General features: G+C 61.1%; 26 protein-coding genes. 12 read left to right on the plus strand and 14 right to left on the minus strand.

Annotation, left to right across the window (positions count from 1 at the left end; translation table 11 throughout):
• Positions 1-121 precede the first annotated feature (121 nt).
• Entirely contained in the window at positions 122-2,032 is a 1,911-nt protein-coding gene (locus QMX88_RS02275) for an ATP-binding cassette domain-containing protein (protein ID WP_282365850.1), read from the minus strand.
• A 46-nt stretch (positions 2,033-2,078) separates the two neighbouring features.
• Between QMX88_RS02275 and QMX88_RS02280 the strand changes: the two genes are divergently transcribed.
• Complete coding sequence (locus tag QMX88_RS02280; protein ID WP_282365851.1) at positions 2,079-2,546, plus strand: TIGR02444 family protein; 468 nt, start codon at positions 2,079-2,081, stop codon at positions 2,544-2,546.
• On the opposite strand, the gene QMX88_RS02285 is transcribed toward QMX88_RS02280, so the two are convergent.
• Complete coding sequence (locus tag QMX88_RS02285; protein WP_282365853.1) at positions 2,543-3,559, minus strand: AlgP family protein; 1,017 nt, start codon at positions 3,557-3,559, stop codon at positions 2,543-2,545. The two genes, QMX88_RS02280 and QMX88_RS02285, sit on opposite strands and share 4 nt — an antisense overlap.
• A 179-nt stretch (positions 3,560-3,738) precedes the next feature.
• On the opposite strand from QMX88_RS02285, the gene QMX88_RS02290 reads away from it, so the two are divergent.
• Positions 3,739-4,416, plus strand: coding sequence for an FKBP-type peptidyl-prolyl cis-trans isomerase (locus tag QMX88_RS02290; protein ID WP_192171390.1), 678 nt, complete (start codon positions 3,739-3,741; stop codon positions 4,414-4,416).
• A gap of 92 nt (positions 4,417-4,508) precedes the next feature.
• Here QMX88_RS02290 and rsd read toward each other — a convergent pair whose 3' ends face one another.
• From rsd to QMX88_RS02330, 8 genes are all read right to left on the minus strand, one after another.
• Positions 4,509-4,967, minus strand: a complete 459-nt coding sequence (gene rsd, locus QMX88_RS02295) for a sigma D regulator (protein WP_192171391.1) — start codon at positions 4,965-4,967, stop codon at positions 4,509-4,511.
• A gap of 182 nt (positions 4,968-5,149) precedes the next feature.
• Positions 5,150-5,653, minus strand: coding sequence for a disulfide bond formation protein B (locus QMX88_RS02300; RefSeq protein WP_282365856.1), 504 nt, complete (start codon positions 5,651-5,653; stop codon positions 5,150-5,152).
• A gap of 275 nt (positions 5,654-5,928) precedes the next feature.
• Positions 5,929-7,176, minus strand: a complete 1,248-nt coding sequence (locus QMX88_RS02305; protein ID WP_192171393.1) for a heme biosynthesis protein HemY — start codon at positions 7,174-7,176, stop codon at positions 5,929-5,931.
• A complete protein-coding gene (locus tag QMX88_RS02310; RefSeq protein ID WP_282365859.1) occupies positions 7,173-8,315 on the minus strand; it encodes a uroporphyrinogen-III C-methyltransferase in 1,143 nt (380 codons plus the stop codon). The genes QMX88_RS02305 and QMX88_RS02310 overlap by 4 nt, the downstream gene beginning before the upstream one ends.
• Before the next feature lie 49 nt (positions 8,316-8,364).
• A complete protein-coding gene (locus QMX88_RS02315) occupies positions 8,365-9,138 on the minus strand; it encodes a uroporphyrinogen-III synthase (RefSeq protein ID WP_282365861.1) in 774 nt (257 codons plus the stop codon).
• Positions 9,135-10,076: a hydroxymethylbilane synthase gene (gene hemC / locus QMX88_RS02320; protein ID WP_192171396.1), complete on the minus strand. Its 942-nt coding sequence runs from the start codon at positions 10,074-10,076 to the stop codon at positions 9,135-9,137. The genes QMX88_RS02315 and hemC overlap by 4 nt, the downstream gene beginning before the upstream one ends.
• 162 nt (positions 10,077-10,238) lie before the next feature.
• Complete coding sequence (locus tag QMX88_RS02325) at positions 10,239-10,985, minus strand: LytR/AlgR family response regulator transcription factor (protein ID WP_074892681.1); 747 nt, start codon at positions 10,983-10,985, stop codon at positions 10,239-10,241.
• Complete coding sequence (locus QMX88_RS02330) at positions 10,982-12,064, minus strand: sensor histidine kinase (protein WP_282365871.1); 1,083 nt, start codon at positions 12,062-12,064, stop codon at positions 10,982-10,984. Before QMX88_RS02330 ends, QMX88_RS02325 begins: the two co-directional genes overlap by 4 nt.
• A gap of 146 nt (positions 12,065-12,210) precedes the next feature.
• On the opposite strand from QMX88_RS02330, the gene argH reads away from it, so the two are divergent.
• The 4 genes from argH to QMX88_RS02350 all read left to right on the plus strand — a co-directional run bounded on the left by argH (position 12,211) and on the right by QMX88_RS02350 (position 17,433).
• On the plus strand, positions 12,211-13,605 hold the full coding sequence (gene argH / locus QMX88_RS02335) for an argininosuccinate lyase (protein ID WP_282365873.1): 1,395 nt from the start codon (positions 12,211-12,213) through the stop codon (positions 13,603-13,605).
• Positions 13,606-13,668: 63 nt separating this feature from the next.
• The gene (locus tag QMX88_RS02340) at positions 13,669-13,962 is read left to right on the plus strand and encodes a hypothetical protein (protein WP_282365877.1); all 294 of its coding nucleotides are present in this window, start codon (positions 13,669-13,671) and stop codon (positions 13,960-13,962) included.
• A 170-nt stretch (positions 13,963-14,132) separates the two neighbouring features.
• A complete protein-coding gene (locus QMX88_RS02345) occupies positions 14,133-14,384 on the plus strand; it encodes a TIGR02647 family protein (protein ID WP_074892677.1) in 252 nt (83 codons plus the stop codon).
• A 199-nt stretch (positions 14,385-14,583) separates the two neighbouring features.
• Positions 14,584-17,433 (plus strand): class I adenylate cyclase, encoded by a 2,850-nt coding sequence (locus QMX88_RS02350; RefSeq protein ID WP_282365881.1) that lies wholly within the window; start codon positions 14,584-14,586, stop codon positions 17,431-17,433.
• A gap of 1 nt (position 17,434) precedes the next feature.
• On the opposite strand, the gene QMX88_RS02355 is transcribed toward QMX88_RS02350, so the two are convergent.
• Entirely contained in the window at positions 17,435-17,668 is a 234-nt protein-coding gene (locus QMX88_RS02355; RefSeq protein WP_282365883.1) for a DUF1289 domain-containing protein, read from the minus strand.
• Positions 17,665-18,021, minus strand: a complete 357-nt coding sequence (gene cyaY, locus QMX88_RS02360; RefSeq protein ID WP_192171402.1) for an iron donor protein CyaY — start codon at positions 18,019-18,021, stop codon at positions 17,665-17,667. The genes QMX88_RS02355 and cyaY overlap by 4 nt, the downstream gene beginning before the upstream one ends.
• A 288-nt stretch (positions 18,022-18,309) precedes the next feature.
• Between cyaY and lptM the strand changes: the two genes are divergently transcribed.
• From lptM to QMX88_RS02390, 6 genes are read left to right on the plus strand one after another with little or no spacing between them, the layout of a single operon-like run.
• On the plus strand, positions 18,310-18,474 hold the full coding sequence (gene lptM / locus QMX88_RS02365; protein ID WP_192171403.1) for an LPS translocon maturation chaperone LptM: 165 nt from the start codon (positions 18,310-18,312) through the stop codon (positions 18,472-18,474).
• A gap of 9 nt (positions 18,475-18,483) precedes the next feature.
• Positions 18,484-19,731 carry a diaminopimelate decarboxylase gene (gene lysA / locus QMX88_RS02370; RefSeq protein WP_282365888.1) on the plus strand — a complete coding sequence of 416 codons (1,248 nt, stop codon included), beginning with the start codon at positions 18,484-18,486 and terminating at the stop codon, positions 19,729-19,731.
• Positions 19,732-19,735: 4 nt separating this feature from the next.
• Positions 19,736-20,566, plus strand: a complete 831-nt coding sequence (dapF, locus tag QMX88_RS02375) for a diaminopimelate epimerase (protein ID WP_282365890.1) — start codon at positions 19,736-19,738, stop codon at positions 20,564-20,566.
• 13 nt (positions 20,567-20,579) lie between these two features.
• Positions 20,580-21,317: a DUF484 family protein gene (locus QMX88_RS02380; protein WP_192171406.1), complete on the plus strand. Its 738-nt coding sequence runs from the start codon at positions 20,580-20,582 to the stop codon at positions 21,315-21,317.
• A gap of 2 nt (positions 21,318-21,319) precedes the next feature.
• On the plus strand, positions 21,320-22,225 hold the full coding sequence (xerC, locus tag QMX88_RS02385; protein WP_282365894.1) for a tyrosine recombinase XerC: 906 nt from the start codon (positions 21,320-21,322) through the stop codon (positions 22,223-22,225).
• Positions 22,215-22,910 carry an HAD family hydrolase gene (locus tag QMX88_RS02390; protein ID WP_282365896.1) on the plus strand — a complete coding sequence of 232 codons (696 nt, stop codon included), beginning with the start codon at positions 22,215-22,217 and terminating at the stop codon, positions 22,908-22,910. Before xerC ends, QMX88_RS02390 begins: the two co-directional genes overlap by 11 nt.
• A gap of 110 nt (positions 22,911-23,020) precedes the next feature.
• Here the strand turns inward: QMX88_RS02390 and QMX88_RS02395 are convergent, their stop codons facing one another.
• Both QMX88_RS02395 and QMX88_RS02400 read right to left on the minus strand, forming a co-directional pair.
• Positions 23,021-23,350, minus strand: coding sequence for a hypothetical protein (locus QMX88_RS02395; RefSeq protein ID WP_192171409.1), 330 nt, complete (start codon positions 23,348-23,350; stop codon positions 23,021-23,023).
• Between the two features lie 80 nt (positions 23,351-23,430).
• Positions 23,431-23,874, minus strand: coding sequence for a secondary thiamine-phosphate synthase enzyme YjbQ (locus tag QMX88_RS02400; RefSeq protein WP_282365898.1), 444 nt, complete (start codon positions 23,872-23,874; stop codon positions 23,431-23,433).
• Positions 23,875-24,059: the final 185 nt, after the last annotated feature.

The following is a 24,059-nucleotide window of genomic DNA, read 5'->3' on the forward strand; positions in this document are numbered from 1 at the left end:
ATACCTGCGTCTAAGCTAGTGTTTCCAGGCCTTTAAACGCCAGTCATTTCTGACTGTTGCGGCGACTTGCCAGACAGCTGTTCCGGTCGCCTGCGTCATATGGCCAACGCAGGTGACGCCATCAGGACAACGCTTCCAGCTCAGCCTGCATCGACTCCAGCAATTCCAGTGCTTCCATCCAGGCTTCTTCAAGCTCGGACTCACGGGATTTCAGCTTGGCCTGATCGGCCAGCAGGTCGCGCAATTTGTCTTTGTTGGCCGCTTCGTAGATACCGCTGTCGCCCAGGGCGACTTCGATCTTCGCCAGTTTCTCGTGCAACGTGCCGAGCTCTTTTTCAAGCTTGTCGGCTTCGCGCTTATGCGGGGCGAGTTGCTGGCGCAATGCGGCGGCCTGCTGTCGCTGGGCTTTCTTGTCAGTCTTGTCGACATTGACGGGCGTATTGCTGGCCGGTGCATTGCGCAGGCGATAGTCCACCAGCCAACGGGCATAGTCATCCAGGTCGCCATCGAACTCCTGAACCAGGCCATCGGCGACGAGGAGGAAGTTGTCCGTCGTGCTCTTGAGCAAATGCCGGTCGTGAGACACCACCAGCACCGCGCCACTGAACTCCTGAAGCGCCATGGTCAGGGCCAGGCGCATTTCCAGATCCAGGTGGTTGGTCGGTTCGTCGAGCAGCAGCAGGTTGGGTTTATCCCAGGCAATCAGGGCCAATGCCAGCCGCGCTTTTTCGCCGCCGGAGAAATTCAGCACCGGCTCGTCGAGGCGCGCACCACGGAAGTCGAAACCGCCGAGGAAATCCCGCAGCGCCTGCTCGCGTTCGGTGGGCGCAATGCGTTGCAGGTGCAGCAGTGGACTGGCCTTGGCGTCCAGCGAGTCAAGCTGATGCTGGGCGAAATAGCCGACCACCGTGTTTTCGCCACGCACCATGCGCCCGCTCAATGGCTCGAGTTCGCCTGCGAGGTTTTTGATCAGCGTGGATTTACCGGCCCCGTTCGGGCCCAGCAAGCCGATGCGTGCGCCCGGCGTCAGTTGCAGTTTGACCTTCTGCAGGATGGCTTTGTCGCCGTAGCCCAGTCGCGCGTCAGACAGATCCATCAGCGGGCTGGAGATCTTGGTCGATTCGCGGAAGGTGAAGTCGAACGGAGAATCGACGTGGGCCGCCGACAGCTCTTCCATTCGCTCAAGCGCCTTGATCCGGCTCTGGGCCTGCTTGGCCTTGGTAGCCTGGGCCTTGAAGCGCGTGATGAATTTCTCCATGTGCGCGCGCTGGGCCTGTTGCTTGTCGTAGGCCTGTTGTTGCTGGGCCAGACGTTCGGCACGGGCGCGCTCGAACGCGCTGTAACCGCCGCGATAAAGCGTGATCTTTTTCTGCTCGACGTGGGCAACATGATCGACGACCGCATCCAGAAAATCGCGGTCGTGGGAGATCAGCAGCAGCGTGCCCTGGTAGCTCTTGAGCCAGTCTTCGAGCCAGAGAATGGCATCGAGATCCAGGTGGTTGGTCGGTTCATCGAGCAGCAACAGGTCCGAAGGACACATCAAAGCCTGCGCCAGGTTAAGACGCATCCGCCAGCCACCGGAAAAATCGCTGACCTGGCGCTCCATCTGCTCGTTGGTAAAGCCCAAACCTGCCAGCAACTTGCGCGCCCGCGCGTCGGCCGTGTAGCCATCGGCACTGTCGAGCTCCGAATGCAGACGTGCTTGCGCGGCGCCGTCCTGGGCGGACTCGGCAGCTGCGAGGTCATGCTGCACCTGACGCAGACGCAGATCGCCGTCGAGCACATAATCCACCGCCACACGATCGAGGGTATCGACCTCCTGACGCATGTGGGCGATACGCCAATCGGCGGGCAGCAGGCAGTCGCCGTTGTCGGGGGTCAATTCACCCCGAAGCAGTGCGAACAGGCTGGATTTACCGGCGCCATTGGCGCCGATCAGGCCGGCTTTCTGGCCGGCGTGCAGGGTCAGCTCGGCGTCTTCTAGCAGACGTTGCGGACCACGCTGTAAGGTAAGGCTTTGAAGTCTGATCATAATGGCGGCGGAGTCTACCAGCTTCGCCCAAAACAGGTAGATGACGATGCTTTCGGACCTATGGAGTTTCACCCTCGATTTCTATGCTCGCCCAGGCGTTGAGCAGGCATGTCTCACCCTGCAGGCCAGTGGCGCCAATGTCTGCGCGCTGCTGTGCGGCGTCTGGATGGACCGGCGTGGTGTGCAGTTCGACTCAGAGCGGGCGCGACAAATCGGACAATTGGCCGACCCGTGGCACGAGAAGGTGGTGGGGCCATTGAGGGATGTTCGGACACGCTGGAAGGCCGACGCGGCTGAAGACGAAGAGCTGAAGGCGTTACGCGACAGACTGAAAACCCTGGAGCTCGACGCCGAGCGTGAACTGCTGGTGCGTCTGCAACGGCTGACCAAAGACTGGCCTGAGCGAGATACTGAACCTACAGGCGTTTGGCTGGGAGCGCTGGCGGGAGGCGCTGCTCAAGCCAGTCCCGACGCGTTGCAGATTCTGCTTCGCGCCGGAACCGATATCGCTTAGGACGCGCTGTTCGAGGTCGAATCAGCAGCTGGCGCGGCCGGGGCGGCTGGCGCAGCGGACGCTGCCGGAGCAGCAGGTGCTGGCTTGGCGGCTGCGGAGACAGCAGGCTTGACGGCCGGTTTTGCTGCAGCCTTCGCTGCAACTGGCTTGGCAGTGGCAGGTTTCGACGCTGCTGGCTTGGCAACCGGGCTCGCTTTCGCGGCAGGCTTGGCGGCTACTTTGCTCGCAGCAGGCTTGGCAGCGGCACTGGCGGCCGGCTTTGCAGCAGGCGCTTTAGCCGGAGCAGGTTTGGCAGCGGCCTTTACGGCAGCCGGCTTGGCAGCGGTAGTCTTGGCGGCAGGCTTGGCGGCCGACTTCGCGGCAGCCGCAGTTTTAGCGACTGGCTTGCTTGCGGCGCTGACAGCTGGCTTGGCAGCGGGCGCCTTGCTAGCAGCTGGCTTGGCGGCGACGGTTTTCGCAGTCACTTTGGCAACAGTTTTTTCAGCGACGGCTTTGACTGCAGTTTTAGCGGCAGGCTTGGCGGGGGCCGCTTTAGCAGCAGGTTTTGCAGGTGTTTTTGCAGGAACAGGCTTGGCGGCAGGCTTGGCAGCCGCTTGCACCGGGGCTTTTGCAGCGCGATCGTTCAGCGCTTTGCCAACGGCTTCCTTCACGCGGCCAATGCCTTGGGCCAGCTTCAGGCTTTCCTGAGCATCACGCTTGAGGTTGAGGATATAGCTGCGGGTTTCGGTCTGACGATCTTTCAACGCGTCGAGCAACGACTCGAGCTCGGACACGCTGTCTTTGGCCTTGCCTTGCGCCTTGGCTTTACCGGCGGCAGCAGCGTCCTGCAATTTGGTGCGCGACTTGTGCAGCTTTTCCTGCGCCTTGCCACGTTGTTTCTCGAGTTTGGCGAGCAGTTTTTCAGCGTCAGCCAATGCTTGAGAGCAAGCGTCTTCGAGATGTTCGAGCAGGCTGCTCGAGAGCTGTTGGAGCAAATGCAACGGAGTGTTTACTGGCTTCTTGGTGGCCGACATGACTTACCTCCTGGCTGATTTGAGTGCGGCCATACTAGACCTCCGCCCGCACCGCCGCTAGGGCATCTTGACACTACAATCCCCGCTCTGTTGCAGGACGCCGAAAAACGCGGCAATACCCGTCACGCTCGGGCCTCAGCGCTGGCATAATCGCTCACTTCCCAGGCCGGAGAGCATTCATGTCGCGCTACCTGTTTATGTCGTTGTTCCTCTTGGTACCCCTTGCTCACGCGACCGATGCTCCGGCGTCCGACAACACCCACGATCTTTCCTATAGCCTCGGTGCGAGCCTGGGTGAGCGCCTGCGTCAGGAAGCACCCGACCTGCAGTTGCCCGCGCTGCTTGAAGGTCTGCAGTCGGCGTATCAAGGCAAGCCGCTGGCGATCAAGCAGGAACGTATGGAGCAGATCCTCAGCGACCACGACGCCGCCCTTGCCCAGGCTGAAAACTCCGGCCAGACCGAACCGCAGACTGAAGCGGCGTTGAAGGATGAGCGCAAGTTCATGGACGCCGAGAAGGCCAAACCGGGCGTTCGCCAGCTCGCGGACGGCATCCTGATGACCGAGCTGACGCCGGGCAACGGTGCCAAACCCGACATCAATGGCCGTGTGCAGGTGAAGTATGTAGGCCGTCTTCCTGATGGCACGATCTTCGATCAGAGCCAGCAGCCACAATGGTTCCGCCTGGACAGCGTCATCGCTGGCTGGACCACAGCCCTCGCCGACATGCCGGTGGGTGCCAAATGGCGGCTGGTCATCCCCTCGGCCCAAGCGTACGGCGCAGAGGGTGCAGGCGATCTGATCGATCCCTACACGCCGCTGGTGTTCGAAATCGAGCTGCTCGGGGTGTCGCAGTAACGCTGGAACTGGCTCAGGCTCGTAGGCGGCAGCCCTAAAGACAGACCATAAAAAAGGGTGCCCAAGGCACCCTTTTTTCATCAGCGGTCTGCTCAGACCTCTGCCTCAATCTGTTCCTTGTGCGCGTTATGCAGCACTTCGATCAGGCAGTCTTCCAGTTCAAAACGCTCGTGCAGCAAGCCGCCCAATTCCTTGAATTTCTCGGTGACACATTTGCCTTCGTCACAGAGATCGTTGAAGGCCAGCAGCTTCTCGGTGATGACGTCGATTCGAGGATAGATCGTGTCAGCCAGCTCGAGGCCACGCTGATCGTTGAATGCCTTGGCCTCGCTGGTGAGTTGCTCGTAGATTTCGAAATGACCGGCCGACACGTAATCGACCAGCGTGCCGCAGAAGTCCTGCAGGGGCACGCGCTTTTCAGAGAACGCTCCCGGCTCTGCACCGATGGCATCGTAAGCCTTGATCAGCTCGTTGCGCTCCAGCAACCAGCGGTCAATCAGCTTGTGAACCCCACCCCAGCGTTCCTGAGCGTTCTGACAACTTTCCAGCATGATGTTCTCTCTTCCCTTCAGGGGCATGCTGCTTCAAGCGCACTCCGGTTCGGTCCGAGATTGGTCGGTACCGGCCTGGACAAGCGTCGACAACAGCATTGATCCGATGATGCGTGCGGCCCAGATTATGCCCGCATGACTAGCCCATCAAGGTACGCAGGACACAAAGTTCATACAAGTGTTTAATCCGAAGGCCCTACATCTATTGATCTGAATCGCCGAAACTCGATAAAGAGGTAGTACAGCGCGAACAGGCAAAGCCCCGAAAATGCCAGCAGGCTCCACTCCGGCAAGCTGATGCCGAACAGCGACCAGTTGATCTCGGAGCACCCCGCACTTCCCGCCAACACCATCAGCATGACCTTCACGTAGGTTTGCGTTTCCAACAGGTAGTGAAGATTTTCAATGCACGCCGCCATGTTTTCGGGCGGCGAAGCCTGCAACCAGACCTGACGTGCCGCGACGCTCGCCCCCAAAGCGGAAAACAGTAAAAGAAAGCCTGCGTAGACACGCCAGCCGGATTTGCCAGGCGCGTGCAGCGCGGCGAGCAGGCAAACAACCGCCGATAACGCCATGAGCACACGCTGAAGCAGACACATCGGGCATGGCGCCGCATCAACCACAGGGCCGAGATAAACCGTCGCTCCCACAATCGATGCGCAGGCCACAAACGCCAGAGAGAACAAGGAGCGCGTACGAGCCAGCTGCATGGAAGATCCGTAACAAAAGACGAAGGCGGCTACGGTAGAGGAAAGCGCGAGTCGCTTTCAAGGCACCCGACGGAGGATATTTCTTTGTTGCTGTAGGTAAATCCCGACGCCGTGTTTAAGACGTTGTACCGATAGCTTGAAGATCTTCTCAACAAGCCACACCAAGCACGGAAAGGTCCTACACGAATCAGGGAAGCAGACACTGAAAAGGCCCGCAATCGGGCCTCTTCGAGTTGACGCCTCGCCCCAGTCTAAGCGCGTGTCAGCGCTGGCAACGGACGTGCAAGCAAACGCTCATCCAGCAGGCCCAGGCCTTCCTGAAACAGCTGATTGCTGCGATCAGTTTCGCCCAGCTGCGCGAGCAAGCGAGCCAGTTCGGCACACGCTTCCGGGTTGCGCTGCAACCTCAAGCTCGACTCAAGATAATCACGCGCTTTACCCCACAGGCTGCTCTGCAGACACAGACGGCCCAGGGTCAACAGCAAGCCTGGATCATCGGTATGATTTTTCAGCCAACCTTCGGCGGTCTGCAGCTGTTTGGCAGGATCAGCGCCGCGCACCAGTCCATACAAACGCGCAAGGTGGGTGTTGTAATCGCGCTTCATGGCCGTGCGCAAAACCTCTTCGGCCTGCACATCGGCGCCCAGACGTCGCAGCTGCTCGGCATACGCCAATACCAGCGCAGGCTCCTGGCGCTGGGCCGAGGTCAACTGCTGCCAGGCGTTCTCCAGCGACGGGAGGCCCGTGGCTACGGTATCGCTGTCGGATTCACGATGCGCGGCCAACGAGAGATTCTCGCCCCACGCGCGGCTCTCAAGCTCAGCCAGCTCTTGCGCCGGGAGCACTTTGTCCTTGCGCAGCTCAGGCATCAAGCGAATCAACTCCGCCCACTCGCCGCGCTCGCGGTACAGGCGCTGCAACTGGCGCAACACCTGCGGGTTATGCGGATGGCGTTCCTGCATGGCCTGCAGGGTCACCAGCGCGCCGTCGAGATCGCTGCGGTCCACCTGCAACTGTGCGTGGCTCAGCGCAATGGCCAGTTCGGCGTGAGGCTGACGCTCCAGCGCGCGCTCGAGGAGATTGTCGCTTTCCTCATAACGGCCCTGCTCGTTCGCAGCCCGGGCTGCGCCGAGGTAGTAAAGCAGTGGCTGACGTTCCGCCTCGGCAGCGCGATGCAAGTTGCGTTGCGCGCTGGCCCAGCGCCCTTCGGCGAGGTCCAGCTGGCCCTGCTCGATCGCGTTTTGCACACGACGGCTTCGGTTGCGACGCGACCAGGGATTGACCACCCCGCCGGAGGTCGTTAGCAATGAGATCAGCACCCGCACCAGCCAAAGAATAAACAGGACGGCGACCAGTATCGCCAGTGCTGCCCAGATGCTCGATTCGTAACGGAAGGTGTCGTAGGAAATCAGCACGTAACCCGCATGGCGAGAGATCGCGACACCGATCAGCGCCGCGGCCACCACCAGCACGAAGAGGACGACGTAAGCGCGCTTCATGGCTGTTTCCCAGGCTGGGCCTCGTCAGTGCGCTTCTCCAGCGCACCGCCAACAGGCGTATGACGCTGCTCGAGGTAGGCCTGAACCGAAGCCAGGCTTTGCGTCAAATCAGGGGTCGCCACGGAAACTGGCTGTTTGCCCAGCTCATCCAGACGCTGGCCGAGCGCTTTGCTCTGCTGGTTATCGCGATTGAAATTGTCGTCCAGGACGCTGCGCGCCTCAGCCATGGCTTTTTCGTAGACCGGGGCCTGGCCGTTGAGCGCTGCCCATTGCGCCTGCTCGATCGCCAGGCTCAGCGCCAGACGAACCTGGGTCAGGCTCTGGCCAGCCAGCAATGGACGAATATTCTTATCTGCATGGAAGTCGATTCGAACGAACTGGGAGATCTTGTCCCACCACTTGGCCCAGTAGCTGTCCTCGCTGCCATCGGTCAAACCGAAAAGCGAGTCGCCCTTGTCTTGGTATTCCGGCGCCAGCTCGTTCAATTGCGCGACTTGATCACGCACTGCCGCCAGTTGCAGAAACAGACCCGTGCGATCCGGTTGATCGACGCTGCGCAGCGCAGTCAGGCTCTTGGCCAATTGCTCGCGGGCTGCAAATGCGCCGGGATCGTCCTGCTCGCGCAGGATCTCGTCGGCGCCCTGCACCAGCGCTGCAGCGCTATTGATGTCTTGCAGCGCAGACAGCCTCAGGCTCGCCAGGCGCAGCAAATGCTCCGCTTCGGCGAGACGCCAATCCTTGCGGCTGGCGCCGAGCACGGTTTCTACACGCTGGCTCAGGCGCTGCTGATCACCCTGCAACTGCGTGACGAGGCGGCGGCGATCTTCAAGCTCCTGAGCCGGAGGCAATTGCGCCAGACGCGCGGCGATCTGCTGCTCGCTCTGCTTGAGGGCTTGAGTCTGAGAGCCGATGTCCTGCAACTGGCCCGACTGCTCCTGATGACCAGCCTGCATGGCGCGCAGTTGCCAAACGCTCCAGCCGCCAACGGCAACGCCCGCAGCGCCCAGCAACAGGGCCAGTATGGCGAGCCCGTTGCTGCTCCGGCGAGTCGACGGTTCTTTGTACGCTGGATCCGGCAACGGCTCGGATTTGGCCAGTACCGGTTCAACGTCATCTTTTGGCAAGACTGTTTCGCTCACGTGTCCATCCTTTGCATTTTGGGCGTCGCGTAATCCGACTGATCGAGCATTACGCCTGTGAGGCAGGCGCGGTATATCCGCGCAATGCTGCCAGCAAGGCCGGGGCGCTGGCGCCACGGCAGTCCACTACGGTAAGAGCTCCGGCAGCACGCGCCATTTCGGCGACCCGCGGGCTCGGTACAAACAAAGGCATCTGCGCAAGCGTAGGCCAGGCGTCGCCCGCCAACTGGCGCAGATGCTCGAAACCCTGTCCACTGCTGACCACCAGCCCATTCAAGCGTTCCGCTTTTACCGTATCCGGCAACGCGAAAGCCGGGTATTGCGGCAGGTGGCGACGATACAGCGGCAGGTAATCGACCACCACACCGCGCTCGCGCAATCGCTCGGCGAGCAACTCGCGGCCGTCTTCGCCGCGCATGATCAGCACTTTGGGGTCATAGCCCGAGAGGGCTTGTTGAAACTGCGGCAGGTCGAGCAATGCTTCGCTGTCATCGCCGTGCTCTGGGAAGAACACTGGCAGGCCATAGTCATCGAGAATTTGCGCGGTGGCAGCACCAACGGTGAACCACTTCTGCATCGGCGGCTGCGGCCAGACTTCATCGAGCATCGCCAGCCCCAGCCGCGCGGCCGGCTTGCTGACGACGATGACGGCGCAGTACGCCGCAAGGTCATAGATGATCGAACGGTTCGCTTCTGAAACCGGCAATGGCTCGATCTCCAGCAACGGCAGGCTGGCGCTGTACACGCCGACCTCAGCCAGGGTCTGCGCAAGGGCCTGCGATTCTTCAGCAGGACGCGTGAGCAGCAAACGCCAGGCCTTCACTCGTCGCCTGCCTCGCCGTACACCGCTTTGAGAATCTTCGCCGCACCTTGAGCCAGCAGCGCTTCGGCCACTTGTACACCCAACGTTTGAGCATCCACTTGGGGCGCACGCGCTTCGGCGTGGAGCAGCACTGTGCCGGAAGGATCGCCTACAAGACCGCGCAACCACAGTTGTTCGCCTTCCAGCACGGCGTAGCAGGCAATCGGCACCTGGCACCCACCGTTGAGGTGCTTGTTGAGCGCGCGCTCAGCGGTGACCCGCACGGCCGTATCGTCATGGTGCAGCGGTGCCAGCAAGGCATGAAGTTCGATGTCGACGCTGCGGCATTCAATGCCCACTGCGCCCTGCCCGCCAGCCGGCAAGCTATGGTCGATGCTGATGGGGGCGGTGATGCGGTCTTCGAAACCCAGACGGATCAGGCCGGCCGCGGCAAGGATGATCGCGTCGTACTCACCGGCGTCCAGCTTGGCGAGGCGCGTGTTGACGTTGCCACGCAGAAACCGGATTTGCAGGTCAGGCCGGCGCGCCAGCAACTGAGCCTGCCGACGCAGGCTCGACGTCCCCACCACGGCGCCGGCGGGCAGTTCATCGAGACTGGCGTAGGTGTTGGACACGAAGGCATCGCGCGGGTCTTCGCGCTCGCAGATGCAGAACAGGCCAAGCCCCTGAGGGAAGTCCATCGGCACGTCTTTCATCGAGTGGACGGCGATGTCGGCGGTGTGCTCCATCAGAGCTGTTTCCAGCTCCTTGACGAACAGACCCTTGCCACCGATTTTCGACAGCGGTGAATCCAGCAGCTTGTCGCCGCGACTGACCATTGGCACCAGCGTCACGATCAGACCGGGATGCGCCTGCTCCAGACGCGCCTTGACGTACTCGGCTTGCCAGAGGGCCAGGGCGCTTTTGCGGGTGGCGATGCGGATTTCGCGAGAAGACATGAACCGGTCCGTACTGAGTGAATGCGGCGAATAATAACAGCTCGGCCGGATCGGGCCGAATGACTGTATTCAATCGTTGCGCATCATGATCTCAATCAACCTGCGCACGCCATGCGACGGCGTGTCGCCCGCATCGCACGGCATGGCCCTCGCGGCACTCGCTTACAACTGCTGCATCATCTTGCGCACACCGGCAACGTGCCGGCGGCTGACGATCAGCGCATCACCGTTGAGCCCCTTGAGGAACAACTGGAAATGGCCCAGCGGCGTGCGTTGCAGGCGTTCGATACGTTCCCGGGCTACCAGCGCGTTGCGGTGAATACGCACAAAACGGTCGCCGAATTCGTCTTCCAGGGCTTTAAGCGGTTCATCCAGCAGCACTTCGCCGCCTTCATGGCGCAGGGTCACGTACTTGTGATCGGCGATGAAATAGATCACCTCGGCCAGCGGAATCAGCTCAATGCCCTTTCGGGTACGCGCGCTGATGTGACTGCGCGGGCCGGTGCCGCTTTCGGCAGCAGGTCGGGTCATCGCCGCCAGTTGCACGCGATTCGGCCGCTCGGCCTTGCGCAACGCCTCAAGCAGGTGCTCGGGGCGAACCGGTTTGACCAGGTAACCCACGGCGCTGACCTGAAAGGCCTCCAGCGCAAATTCATCGTGGGCCGTGCAAAACACGACGGCAGGCGGGGTGTCGCGCTCGCACAATTTAGCCGCGACCTGAAGTCCATCCAGGCCCGGCATGCGGATATCCAGCAACACCACGTCGGGTTTCAAATTTTCAATCAGCTGCAATGCTTCTTCGCCATTGGTGGCGCTGGGTTCAAGAACCTTGTAACCCTCGAGCTCACTTACCATACGGCTCAGGCGGTCTCGGGCTAGGGGTTCGTCATCAACGATCAGGACATTCATATTGCTCTGGCTTCCTGCGTGAGTCTCGCACAAGGATAGCGTAGACAGGTGAAGTGACGACCGTCTCGGCGCTCCACGCTCAGACTGGCGAGAGGGCCGAAAAGTGCCGTGAGTCGAGCGCCGATGTTTGCCAAGGCCTGCTGAGTGCCGCCTGAATTTTGCTGTAAGACGACCTCATCGTAAGGATTACTGACGCGCAATATAAATACTCCCCGTTCGTAGTCCGCCTCAACTCTGACCACGCCGCCTTCAACACGGGGCGCGATGCCGTAAATCAACGCGTTTTCCAATAATGGCTGCAAGGTTAGCTGGGGAATTGGCAAGTCGTCGGGAATTGCACTAACGGCCCAGTCCAACTGTAGACGCTCGCCAAGTCGATATTGCTCAATCGATAAATAGCGTTTCGCCAAATCAAGTTCTTCACGCCATGTCGTCAGGCTGCCGGGCTTGCCCAGACTGGCCCGGAACAGGTCGGACAGATCAAGCACTGCCTGCTCCGCCTTGACCGGATCGCTGGTGACCAGACTGGCGATGCTGTTGAGCGTGTTGAAGAGAAAATGCGGGCGGATACGTGCCTGCAAGGACTCGATCCTGGCCTGGAGTTCGGCCTGCTGCTGCTTGCGCCACTGACTCTGCAGGTAAAAGTAGCGCAGCATCAGTGCGGACATGATCAAGGCGATCAAGGCATAGCGCAGGTACCGCTCGACGACGCCATCGAACGAGGTCGGGGGATTCACCTGGTAGTAGTCCGTCACGGCGGTGCACATCAGCGTCACCGCCACCACCAGCAGACAACCAATGCAGCCGGCCACCCCGGCACGCAGCCGTGCCAGCCAGGGGCGCAAGCCACACAGCAGCGCAGCGGACAACAGCACGATCCACTGCACGAAAAGAGAAATCAGCGCCAACCGCACCCAGTCGAAATCCGGCTGCATGGGTTCGATGAGCACGAGCACGAAGACCAGCAACTCCGCCAGCACGACCAGCATCAGCAGCGCCTGGGGCAGACACAGTTCCGGGAGGAAAAACTCTTTGCCGGGCGCACTGCTCTGCCCCGGGTGTTTGCGCTCGTTTTGCATGGCCGCCAGTCTCTTCGCTCATACCGGTGCGGGCAAGCCGCCGGGGATAAATAAACGGCAATGCTGTTATCATCGCCCGCGTCTTTAGAATCGGCCGGCGCCGGTTTTTCATCAGTTTCAGCCACCAGCAAAGCAGCGAGCGAATCATGAGCACCGACAAGACCAACCAGTCCTGGGGCGGCCGCTTCAGTGAACCCGTCGACGCCTTCGTCGCACGCTTCACCGCCTCCGTCACCTTCGATCAGCGCCTTTATCGCCACGACATCATGGGCTCCGTCGCCCACGCCACGATGCTGGCCAAGGTCGGCGTGCTGACCGACGCCGAGCGCGACACCATCATCGACGGGCTGAAGAGCATTCAGGGCGAGATCGAGGCCGGCACGTTCGACTGGCGCGTGGACCTCGAAGACGTGCACATGAACATCGAAGCGCGCCTGACCGATCGCATCGGCGTCACCGGTAAAAAGCTGCACACCGGTCGTAGCCGCAACGACCAGGTCGCCACCGACATCCGCCTGTGGCTGCGTGATGAGATCGACCTGATTCTGGCTGAGATCACTCGCCTGCAAGAAGGCCTGCTGGGGCTGGCCGAGCGCGAAGCCGACACCATCATGCCGGGCTTCACTCACCTGCAGACCGCGCAACCTGTGACCTTCGGCCACCACATGCTGGCGTGGTTCGAAATGCTCAGCCGCGATTACGAGCGTTTGGTCGATTGCCGCAAGCGCACCAACCGCATGCCCCTGGGCAGCGCCGCGCTGGCCGGGACCACCTACCCGATCGACCGCGAGCTGACCTGCCAGCTGCTGGGCTTCGAAGCCGTCGGCGGCAACTCGCTGGACAGCGTCTCCGATCGCGACTTCGCCATCGAATTCTGCTCCGCCGCGAGCATCGCGATGATGCACCTGTCGCGTTTCTCCGAAGAGCTGGTGCTGTGGACCAGCGCGCAATTCCAGTTCATCGACCTGCCTGATCGCTTCTGCACCGGCAGTTCGATCATGCCGCAAAAGAAAAACCCTGATGTCCCTGAGCTGGTCCGTGGCAAAAGCGGCCGCGTGTTCGGCGCCTTGATGGGCCTGCTGACCTTGATGAAAGGCCAGCCGCTGGCCTACAACAAGGACAATCAGGAAGACAAGGAACCGCTGTTCGACGCCGCCGACACCCTGCGCGATTCGCTGCGTGCCTTCGCTGACATGATCCCGGCGATCAAGCCCAAGCACGCCATCATGCGCGAAGCCGCGCTGCGCGGTTTCTCTACCGCCACCGACCTTGCCGATTACCTGGTGCGTCGTGGCCTGCCATTCCGTGATTGCCACGAGATCGTCGGTCACGCGGTGAAGCACGGCGTTGAGACCGGCAAGGACCTGGCCGAGATGACGCTGGACGAGCTGCGTCAGTTCAGTGATCAGATCGAACAGGATGTCTTCGAGGTGCTGACGCTCGAAGGTTCGGTCAACGCGCGTAATCACATCGGCGGCACGGCACCGGAGCAGGTCAAGGCCGCGGTTGTGCGTGGACAGCATTTGCTCGCCACCCGCTAAACGCATCAGAGGGGTCGCCCGTTACGGGCGATTCCAATCAATTGGCAAGACATCGAGAACGACATGAGCGACAACATCGAGAACGACGACGAAGAGTTTGCCGAAGCCACGCTGATTGAAGCCATCGAAAATCAGATCGAAAGCGACAACCCGCCAGCGGCCAAAGCCACCTACAACAAGCTGACCCTGGTGGGCATCGAGCGTGAAGAGATTCTGCAGATGATGGCCCACATTCTGGCGCTGGAGATCGACGGGATCCTGGCCGAAGATCGCCCGTTCAATACCGTCTGGTACGAAGCGGCCCTGCGTGCACTGCCCGACATGCCACCGGGCGTGCGACTGGCGGAAGACGAGTAAAACCCGCCACACATGCCGGTCGCTCAACTGACCTGACGACCGGCCAGATACTTCCTGCAAAATCCCCAGACCTGACTACACTCCAACAGCCTCGCTGCCGTATAGCGACGGGGCCGTCACGCCTGCGATTCTGATCGCGGTGTATCCACTGGAAAAAGTCTGGAGCACCTATGTCGTTTACCCCTGAATTGGTTGCCGAGCTGGAAATCCTGTCGCTGTTCAATCTGAGCAACACCAAAGAGGGACTGAAAGTCCACCACCACTCTGCGGCCCCCACGGCCATCGCGGCTGCCCAACGACTTTTCGACAAAGGCCTCACCACGCAACACGACGGAGGCTACTTGACCAGCCTGGGGCTGGATGCCGCTGACCACGCTCAATCGCTGCTGATTATTCTTGCTACCAGCCAGGAAGCTGCCTGATTTCGTCCCTCGCGAAACCTTTGCCTGGACGCATCAAATAAAGGTTTCGCGAATCCTCCATTTCGACGATGCTGCGCCGATAAAATAATGGCGCCATAAAAAAGACCCGTGATCGAGCCATACCGGCCTGACGTCCAGCTGTCTTTATTATCGCTATACCCTCACCTCATGCAGTGCCGCCCGCCGGCTTCGAGTCGCGATGACGCGTAGTTCCGAAATTCGCCCGGATCTGGATGAGGGCATTGATCGCAAGGTCCTCGCTCAGTTGCGCAGCCGCTTTCTGGCCCTGAGCCAGAGTCGCCTGGCGCGTGCGTACGAAGGCCTGTCGACCCGTCAGCAAAGCGTGCTCGCGCTGCTTCCGCTGTTTTTCCACGTCAATCATCCGTTGCTGCCAGGCTATGTGTCGGGCTCGACCCCCGCTGGCGTGTCCCATTACGAGCCAGACGCCCAGGCCCTCGCTGAAGCGCAACGCCTGACGCGGTCGTTCTCATACAAACCGCGCCGGGTGAATCCGCCACAGCCGATTCACGGCATCTTCCTGATGGGCAGCCTTGGCACCCTCGCCCAGGCCGACCAGAGCGACATGGACGTGTGGATCTGCCACGACCCGCTGCTGTCGGCCGACGAAATCCAGGAGTTGCGCAGGAAGTGCCAGTCCCTCGAAAGCTGGGCAGCCAGCATGGGCGCCGAGGCACACTTCTTTCTCGTTGATCCTGAGCGTTTTGTCGTCGGCGAACGTGACGCGCAACTGAGTGGCGAGGACTGCGGCACAACCCAGCACTATTTGCTGCTCGACGAGTTTTATCGCACCGCCATCTGGCTCGCCGGGCGCACCCCGATGTGGTGGCTGGTACCGGTCTATGAAGAAGCGCGCTACGCCGAATACACCCACACCCTGCTGTCGAAGCGCTTTATTCGCGCCGACGAGGTGCTGGACCTCGGCAACATGTCGCACATCCCGCCGGGGGAATTCATCGGCGCCGGGCTCTGGCAGCTGTTCAAAGGCATCGAATCGCCTTACAAATCGGTGCTCAAGCTACTGTTGACCGAGGTTTATGCCAGCGAGCACCCCCATGTGCAGTGCTTGAGCATGCGCTTCAAGAAAGCCGTATTCGCCAACCGCGCCGACCTCGACGAGCTGGACCCGTACGTGATGGTGTACCGGCGCATCGAGGAATACCTGTTGGCGCGAGGTGAACCCGAGCGACTGGAACTGGTACGCCGCAGTTTGTACCTGAAGGTGAACAAGAAACTCACGGGCTTCACCCGTCACCGCAGTAACGGCTGGCAACGGCTGCTGCTGGAGCGGCTGGTCAATGAGTGGAACTGGGACGAGCGTCAGCTGGCGTTGCTCGATAGCCGCAGCCAATGGAAAGTGCGACAAGTCGCCAGCGAACGCCGCGCGCTGGTCGGCGAGCTCAACTACAGTTATCGCTTCCTGACCCAGTTCGCTCGCGCGCAAAAAGCGGTCAATTCGATCACCAAGCGCGACATGAATGTGCTCGGGCGTCGTCTGTATGCAGCCTTCGAACGCAAAGCCGGCAAAGTGGAATTTCTCAACCCGGGCATTGCGCCGGATCTGGCCGAGGACACGCTGACGCTGGCGCAACTGCCGAACAAGCGCGAGCCCGGCAGGTATCAGTGGTGCCTCTACAACGGCAGCCTGAGTGCCCACGAGCTGGAGACGTTTGCGCCGATCAAGCGCAGTCGCGAGTTGCTGGAACTGCTCACGTGGTGCCATCGCAACAACGTCATCGACAGCAGCACGCGCCTGGCGCTCCACCCTGGCATCAGCGATCTGACCGAATTTGAACTGTTCAATCTACAGGGCGCGTTGCAGCAGAGCATTGCGCTGCCGCTGGCCATGGTCGATGAAGACGTACTGCTGAGCCCGAGCGTGCCCCGCGAGATTCTGCTGTTGGTCAACGTCGGCGTCGACCCGCTCCGGCACCACAAAGACCTGAACATCCTGATGACGACCGAGCGAACCGATTCGCTGAGCTACGCCGGCGTCCGAGAAAATCTGGTGCTGACCTTCGACCAGATCACCCTCAACAGCTGGAACGAGGTGTTGGTCAATCGCTTCGACGGCCCCCATGCGCTGCTGGACTGCCTGACAGAATTGCTCAACGGCCTGCCGGAAAAGTCCGCCAGGCCTGTCATCCGCGTGCGCTGTTTTTGCCACAACCGTGCGCAGGCCATCGCTCAGCGCGTGGAAGAGCTCATCGGCACTGCGCAACTGCTGCTGGACCGGCGCCTGAATCATCGCTATCTCATTCAGGTCGAGCAGCGTTACCACGTTCTGGAAATGATCCCCGGCCAGGTCAGCCACGTCACGCTCGAACACGTGCCGGCGCTCTTCAGCTATCTGGGAGAAGAGCTTTCCGCCTACAGCCCGCTTCATCTGGACCCGCAGGCACTGGACGACTCGGACCTGTCGCTGTTCATCCCGTACGGTCAGCCCGAATGCATTCAGGTGTTTTACCGGATCAACGAACCCAATGCCGATCTGTACGTGCTCGATGAGCGCAATGCGTTATGGCATCAGCAGGTGCCTTATCACAGTGAGCCCAGCCTGCTGGTTCCGCTGCAGCGCTTTTTTGAATCGTTGACGTACCGGCGCGTGACGTTGCTGCCGCTGGATAACCCGTTGGAATCAACGTCACTGGAGGCTTTGTATTACCGCATAACCCCCGACGGATCAGGACGGGCCCGCCGCGTTGAGCATCGGCCGAGCCCGGCCATGCTCATCGACAAATCGTTCTTTGACGTGCAGGCGATTATCGAGGAAGCATCCCCCGGCCAGGTCAGCGTGACGCTGTATTGCGACGGGATGGAGTTTTCCGAGCTGGAGTTTGGCGATCAGTTGTTCAGCGTCGTGGCGCGGCGGATCCTCGACCAGCGCCGCGAGACGCAACGTTATCGCTGCTACATCACCGACCTGGACCTGTCCGGGATACTGGGGGACACGCGCGGGCAGACTATTCTGTTCCTGCGCTACAAAGCCCAGCTGGAACAGTCACTGAATGCCGCGATGGACGAGGCATGACCTACACGTGATCGGAAGTCGCACTGCGACGCAAATCTGCCTGCCGCACGATCTCCCGTCGGCGCTCATCGGTCGCCGCCCGCCACTCGCGGATGTCCTCGACGTGGCGCTGGCAGCCCGTGCAGACTTTGTCCTCGTCGAGCCGGCAGATGCTGATGCAGGGCGACGGCACAGCCGGGCTGACGTTGCTGAACAGCGGCTTTGGCGGTTTGACCGGGGTTGCGCTAACGGTCACTGGCGGTTGCCATCGCTGCCGTCGAGGGCGTCGAAGTCGATTTCTTCGCCGGCCTGCTCCTTCGCCAGACGATAGAGCATCTCGCTCAACAGCTCTTCGCTCTTGTCGCAGATCCAGTGCTTCGCTTCTTCGTCGTAATCAAAGTGAAAACCACCCGACGCAGCCGCCAGCCACAGCTGACGCAAAGGCTCCTGACGGCTGAAAATGAACTGCGAGCCGTTTTCGAATTTCACGGTCAGCACACCGGCCGACTCCTCAAGGTCCAGATCCAGACCGCTCTCGTCGAAGATATCCTGGAGCTTTTCCTGGGTGGCATCGACCAGATCGTGAAAACGGGCTTCGGTCAAACTCATTGCATGAACCTCAAAAGTGTCAGCGGACGGCGCAGCGACGCACGATACGGTCGCTCCACGGCAAATGCAAAGCCTACCCGCCCAAGTGCAAATGTGGGACCGGCTTTGGTCGGGACGGCATCGAGCACCACCCTGCACCACAGACCGCGTCAGAAATCCGCACGTGCTGCGCAGTCTAATTGCGCGGCGGCGTCAAACCCCCGCCGGACGGGAACTCCAGCGCATAGGCAATCTGTCGGGTGGTCGGTATACTCGGGCGCAATTAATGCTTATACAAAGGATTTCGCCATGAAGCGCCTGATTTCCTCCCTGGCCGCGCTGCTTGCAGTTGCGTGTCTGGTCTCTGCCTGCGGTCAGAAAGGTCCACTGTATCTGCCCGACGACGATTCGTCCGCCGATGGCACCAGCCAGACCAAATCGCACTCGCACAAGCATCAGACTTCGACCTACTAGGAATCAGTCATGGACGCCTTCAACTACCGCGACGGCGAGCTGTTCGCGGAAGGAGTGGCGTTGTCTGCCATCGCCGAACGCTTCGGCACGCCGACATACGTCTATTCCCGCGCGCACATCGAGGCGCAGTACCGCGCCTACGCCGACGCCTTGAGCGGCATGCCGCATCTGGTCTGCTTTGCGGTCAAAGCCAACTCGAACCTGGGCGTTCTCAATGTCCTGGCGCGTTTGGGCGCCGGTTTCGACATCGTGTCCCGTGGCGAGCTGGAGCGCGTGCTGGCGGCAGGCGGTCAGGCTGACAAAATCGTTTTCTCCGGCGTCGGCAAGACCCGCGATGACATGCGCCGAGCGCTGGAAGTCGGCGTGCATTGCTTCAACGTCGAGTCCACCGACGAGCTTGAACGACTGCAAGTCGTCGCCGCCGAAATGGGCGTGCGTGCTCCGGTTTCGTTGCGCGTCAACCCGGATGTCGACGCCGGCACCCACCCTTATATCTCCACCGGCCTCAAGGAAAACAAATTTGGCATCGCCATCGCGGACGCCGAAGACGTTTACATCCGCGCCGCGCAGCTGCCGAATCTCGACGTCATCGGCGTCGACTGCCACATCGGCTCTCAACTGACCACCCTTTCGCCTTTCGTGGATGCGCTGGATCGCCTGCTCGATCTTGTCGACCGACTGGGCGATTGCGGCATTCTGCTGAAGCATATCGATCTGGGCGGCGGTCTGGGCGTGCGTTATCGCGACGAAGAGCCGCCCCTCGCGGGCGATTACATCAAGGCCGTGCGTGAACGCCTTGATGGCCGCGATCTGGCGCTGATGTTCGAGCCCGGCCGCTTCATCGTCGCCAATGCCGGCGTGCTGCTGACCCGCGTCGAGTACCTCAAGCACACCGAGCACAAAGACTTCGCCATCGTCGACGCCGCCATGAACGACCTGATTCGTCCAGCGCTGTATCAGGCCTGGATGGACGTGACGGCCGTCAAACCCCGCGACGGCGCCAAACGCACCTACGACATCGTCGGCCCGATTTGCGAAACCGGGGATTTCCTGGCCAAGGAGCGTGAACTCGCGCTGGCTGAAGGCGATCTGCTGGCGGTGCATTCGGCGGGCGCCTATGGCTTCGTGATGAGCTCCAACTACAACACCCGCGGGCGTACGGCCGAGGTGCTTGTGGATGGCGAGCAAGCCTTCGAAGTGCGTCGCCGTGAAACCGTGACTGAGCTGTTTGCCGGCGAAAGCCTGCTGCCGGAGTAATCCCATGCTGCTGCGTTTTACCAAGATGCATGGCCTGGGCAATGATTTCATGGTGCTGGACCTTGTGAGCCAACACGCCCACATTTTGCCCAAGCACGCCAAGCAATGGGGCGATCGCCACACGGGTATCGGTTTCGATCAGCTGCTGCTGGTGGAGGCGCCGAACAATCCGGACGTGGATTTTCGCTACCGGATTTTCAATTCCGACGGCTCCGAGGTCGAGCAGTGCGGCAATGGCGCGCGCTGCTTCGCCCGTTTCGTGCTGGACAAGCGGCTGACGGCCAAGAAGCAGATTCGCGTCGAGACCAAGGGCGGCATCATCGAGCTGGACATCCGCAACGACGGCCAGATCAGCGTTGATATGGGCGCGCCGCGTCTGGTGCCGGCGGACATCCCGTTCGACGCACCGGAACAGGCCGCCAGTTATGCGCTCGATGTCGATGGCGAGACTGTCGAGCTTGCCGCCGTGTCCATGGGCAACCCCCATGCCGTGCTGCGCGTCTACGACATCAACAATGCGCCCGTGCATGTGCTTGGGCCGAAGATTGAAAACCATCCGCGTTTTCCGGCCCGGGTGAACGTGGGCTTTCTCCATGTCGTCGACCGTCAGCGCGCGCAATTGCGGGTGTGGGAGCGTGGCGCCGGGGAAACCCAGGCCTGTGGCACCGGTGCCTGCGCGGCAGCGGTCGCGGCCATTACTCAGGGCTGGATGGATTCGCCGATGCTGATCGACCTGCCGGGCGGACGCCTGTCCATCGAGTGGGCCGGCCCCGGCCATTCAGTGGTGATGACTGGCCCGGCTGTCCGGGTTTACGAAGGCCAAGTACGTCTATGAGTGAGAGTATCCGATGACCGACCAGCCTCAGACTTCAAACGACACGCCCGGCCAGCCCCCTGCCGAGACCGCAGTGCCTGCCCTTGAAGCCGAGGCAGTCGCGGCCTGGCTGCAACAACACCCTGATTTCTTCGCCGAGCACGACGAACTGCTGGCGATGATGCGCGTCCCGCACCAACGGGGCGACACCGTCTCGCTGGTCGAGCGCCAGCTCAAGCTGCTGCGCGAGCGCAACATCGAGATGCGTCACCGGTTGTCGCAGCTGATGGACGTGGCGCGAGACAACGACCGGCTGTTCGAAAAAACCCGCCGGCTGATTCTTGATCTGATGGACGCGACCAGTCTGGAAGAGATCGTCATCTGCGTGGAAGACAGCTTGCGCCAGGAATTTCAGGTGCCCTTCGTCAGCCTTATCCTGTTCAGCGACAACCCGATGACCGTCGGCCGCTGGGTGAGCGCCGCGGACGCGCAGAAAGCCATCGGCGGGCTGATGTCCGGCGGCAAGACCCTGTGTGGCGCGCTGCGTGAGCATGAACTCGAGTTCCTGTTCGGCAGCGAGCAAAGCAAGGAAGTGGGCTCAACCGCCCTGGCTGCCCTCAGCCACCAGGGCCTGCACGGCGTTCTGGCCATCGGCAGCCGTGATCCGCAGCATTACAAAAGCTCGGTCGGGACGCTGTTTCTCAGCTACATCGCCGACGTGCTCAGCCGCCTGCTGCCACGCTTCACCAACTCGCTGCGTTCGGTTCGCTAGTCATGGAGCGGCAACTGGACGCCTACTGCACGCACCTGCGCAGTGAGCGCCAGGTGTCGAGCCATACGCTTGAAGCCTATCGTCGCGACCTGAACAAGGTCTTGGCGTTCTGCGAAAAGCAGCACATCGACAGCTGGAAAGCGCTGGATATTCAGGCCATGCGCAGCCTTGTCGCTCGCCTTCACCAGCAGGGTCAATCCTCGCGCAGCCTGGCCAGACTGCTGTCAGCCGTGCGCGGCTTTTATCACTACCTCAACCGCGAAGACCTTTGCGATCACGATCCGGCCAATGGCCTGTCACCGCCCAAGGGCGAGCGTCGCTTGCCCAAAACCCTGGATGCCGACCGCGCCCTGCAACTGCTTGAAGGCGGCGTCGAGGACGATTTTCTGGCCCGGCGTGATCAGGCGATTCTCGAACTGTTCTACTCGTCAGGCCTGCGGCTGTCCGAACTGACCGGGTTGAACTGCGAAGACCTGGATCTGGCGGACGGTCTTGTGCAGGTCCTCGGCAAAGGCAGCAAAAGCCGCGTTTTACCGGTTGGCAGAAAGGCACGGGAAGCACTGGAGGAATGGCTCAAGCAACGAGCGCTGGCCAATCCTAAGGACGATGCCGTGTTTGTCAGCCAGCAAGGCCGCCGTCTGGGGCCGCGCTCGATCCAGCTGCGGGTCAAGGCTGCCGGCGAACGTGAGTTGGGCCAGAACCTGCACCCGCACATGCTGCGCCATTCATTTGCCAGTCACTTGCTGGAGTCGTCCCAGGACCTGCGCGCCGTGCAGGAACTGCTGGGTCACGCCGACATCGCCACCACTCAGATCTACACCCATCTGGATTTCCAGCATCTGGCCACGGTGTACGACAGTGCCCATCCACGGGCCAAGCGCAAAGGTAACGCCGACAATGAGCATTAAGCTGATCACCTTCGACCTGGACGACACGCTGTGGGAAACCGCACCAGCGATTGTCAGCGCTGAAGCCAAGCTGCGCGAGTGGCTGGCTGCCAACGCGCCAAAACTCGGGCCGGTCCCGGTCGAGCATCTGTGGGAAATCCGCTCGCGACTCATCGAAGCGGATCCGACGTTCAAGCACCGGATCAGTGCGCTGCGCCGCAAGGTGCTGTTTCATGCGCTGGAGGATGCGGGGTATGGTCACGCCGAAGCCCATGAGCTGGCGGACCAGAGCTTTGAAGTGTTCCTTCAGGGGCGGCACCAGCTGGACATCTTCCCTGAAGTGGTGCCGACGCTTGAGATCCTGACCAAGTCTTACACGCTGGGTGTCGTGACCAACGGCAATGCCGATGTCCGCCGTCTGGGCCTGGCCGATTATTTCGCCTTCGCGCTATGCGCCGAGGACCTGGGCATTGGCAAACCGGACCCTGCGCCCTTCGTCGAGGCGCTGAAACGCGGCAATGCCGATGCCAGTCAGGCCGTGCATGTCGGCGATCACCCGGGTGACGACATCGCCGGCGCCCAACAAGCCGGCCTGCGGGCGATCTGGTACAACCCCGGCGGCAAGGTCTGGGAGGCTGAAAAAGCGCCGGATGCCGTAATCAACGGCCTGACGCAATTGCCCGAGGTGCTGGCGCGCTGGGCTTGATCTGCGCTTCCCGCTGCGTGAACGCCGGTCTTTGAGTCGGCAACTCAAATCGCAGGCAATAAAAAACCCGCAGCGACAGCGGGTTTTTCATCAAGCGCGCAGCAGGTCCCTCAGATGGGACGGCTGCCGTACTTGTTGTCAGGCTTCTTGGGCGGATCGGCGACCACGTTGGCCTCCACTTCCACGACCTTGCCACCACGAGCGAGGAATTCTTCCATCGCGCGAGCCAGAGCATCACGCTCCTTGTTCTTGGCTTCCACGCTCGGCAATTCATCAACCGAGACGGCGGCCTTGGCCTTGCCTTTGGCCGGAGTCGCAGAGACTTCAGCGCTGTCGTCGACTTCCACTACATCTTCATCGGACGCCGCTGCAAGCCCCTCACCGTCCTCCCCTTCTTCCAGATCGTCTTCCAGACCTTCTTCGATGTCGTCGTCGCTCATGTTCTACCTCATGACTTGCGAAAGCAGATTAGTTATAGCCCAGCCGGGCTTGATTTCTTGGACAGCCGGAAAAAATTCAACTACCGCATACGTTCAGCGGTCGTGCCCTCACCCTGAAGCGTGACGAGGACTTTACGGGCACCGCCTGCATCGCGGTGCTCGCCCAGATAAATACCTTGCCATGTGCCCAACGCCAGCCGTCCATTTGTAACCGGCAATGTAAGCTGGCAGCCAAGCAGACTGGCTTTGAAGTGCGCCGGCAGATCATCGGGCCCTTCGTCGTCATGCTCGTAGCCGTCGCGCCCCTGAGGCACCAGACGGTTGAAGAAACGCTCGAAATCGCGACGTACCGCCGGGTCGGCGTTCTCGTTGACGGTCAACGAGGCCGAGGTGTGTTGCAACCAGACATGCAGCAGGCCGATGCGGCATTCGCGTAATTCGCGAAGGCCCGCGACGATCTCGTCAGTCACCAGATGGAAACCACGAGGCCTTGCCCGCAGCGTGATCAAGGTCTGTTGCCACATACCGTTCTCCGCCCTTCGGCGCGCATTCTAACGCGCTGGAAAAAAAAACAAAGTGCGTAATGAGCGACGATTTTCAGGAGCGCTGAACAAGGGCATTTATGCCCTCTAAAGCATCGAGAATCGTCAGGTTAGGCCGAACATTGCAGCGGATGTTCCTGCCGGGAACGCCCACCCGCTGTGCGGAC

Origin of the sequence: Pseudomonas sp. PS02290 (assembly GCF_029960075.1) — a bacterium.
GTDB lineage: Bacteria > Pseudomonadota > Gammaproteobacteria > Pseudomonadales > Pseudomonadaceae > Aquipseudomonas.

Bases quoted from the DNA above. Each gene is read 5' to 3' on its own strand.
- cyaY (WP_192171402.1), bottom strand. From the start codon at position 18,021: ATGAGTTTGACCGAAGCCCGTTTTCACGATCTGGTCGATGCCACCCAG.
- rsd (WP_192171391.1), bottom strand. From the start codon at position 4,967: ATGCTGGAAAGTTGTCAGAACGCTCAGGAACGCTGGGGTGGGGTTCAC.
- QMX88_RS02400 (WP_282365898.1), bottom strand. From the start codon at position 23,874: ATGTGGCAACAGACCTTGATCACGCTGCGGGCAAGGCCTCGTGGTTTC.
- QMX88_RS02325 (WP_074892681.1), bottom strand. From the start codon at position 10,985: ATGAATGTCCTGATCGTTGATGACGAACCCCTAGCCCGAGACCGCCTG.
- QMX88_RS02395 (WP_192171409.1), bottom strand. From the start codon at position 23,350: ATGAGCGACGACGACATCGAAGAAGGTCTGGAAGACGATCTGGAAGAA.
- hemC (WP_192171396.1), bottom strand. From the start codon at position 10,076: ATGTCTTCTCGCGAAATCCGCATCGCCACCCGCAAAAGCGCCCTGGCC.
- QMX88_RS02305 (WP_192171393.1), bottom strand. From the start codon at position 7,176: ATGAAGCGCGCTTACGTCGTCCTCTTCGTGCTGGTGGTGGCCGCGGCG.
- lysA (WP_282365888.1), top strand. From the start codon at position 18,484: ATGGACGCCTTCAACTACCGCGACGGCGAGCTGTTCGCGGAAGGAGTG.
- QMX88_RS02390 (WP_282365896.1), top strand. From the start codon at position 22,215: ATGAGCATTAAGCTGATCACCTTCGACCTGGACGACACGCTGTGGGAA.
- dapF (WP_282365890.1), top strand. From the start codon at position 19,736: ATGCTGCTGCGTTTTACCAAGATGCATGGCCTGGGCAATGATTTCATG.
- QMX88_RS02340 (WP_282365877.1), top strand. From the start codon at position 13,669: ATGAGCGACAACATCGAGAACGACGACGAAGAGTTTGCCGAAGCCACG.
- argH (WP_282365873.1), top strand. From the start codon at position 12,211: ATGAGCACCGACAAGACCAACCAGTCCTGGGGCGGCCGCTTCAGTGAA.
- QMX88_RS02285 (WP_282365853.1), bottom strand. From the start codon at position 3,559: ATGTCGGCCACCAAGAAGCCAGTAAACACTCCGTTGCATTTGCTCCAA.
- QMX88_RS02380 (WP_192171406.1), top strand. From the start codon at position 20,580: ATGACCGACCAGCCTCAGACTTCAAACGACACGCCCGGCCAGCCCCCT.
- QMX88_RS02330 (WP_282365871.1), bottom strand. From the start codon at position 12,064: ATGCAAAACGAGCGCAAACACCCGGGGCAGAGCAGTGCGCCCGGCAAA.
- QMX88_RS02290 (WP_192171390.1), top strand. From the start codon at position 3,739: ATGTCGCGCTACCTGTTTATGTCGTTGTTCCTCTTGGTACCCCTTGCT.
- QMX88_RS02275 (WP_282365850.1), bottom strand. From the start codon at position 2,032: ATGATCAGACTTCAAAGCCTTACCTTACAGCGTGGTCCGCAACGTCTG.
- xerC (WP_282365894.1), top strand. From the start codon at position 21,320: ATGGAGCGGCAACTGGACGCCTACTGCACGCACCTGCGCAGTGAGCGC.
- QMX88_RS02280 (WP_282365851.1), top strand. From the start codon at position 2,079: ATGCTTTCGGACCTATGGAGTTTCACCCTCGATTTCTATGCTCGCCCA.
- QMX88_RS02350 (WP_282365881.1), top strand. From the start codon at position 14,584: ATGACGCGTAGTTCCGAAATTCGCCCGGATCTGGATGAGGGCATTGAT.
- lptM (WP_192171403.1), top strand. From the start codon at position 18,310: ATGAAGCGCCTGATTTCCTCCCTGGCCGCGCTGCTTGCAGTTGCGTGT.
- QMX88_RS02345 (WP_074892677.1), top strand. From the start codon at position 14,133: ATGTCGTTTACCCCTGAATTGGTTGCCGAGCTGGAAATCCTGTCGCTG.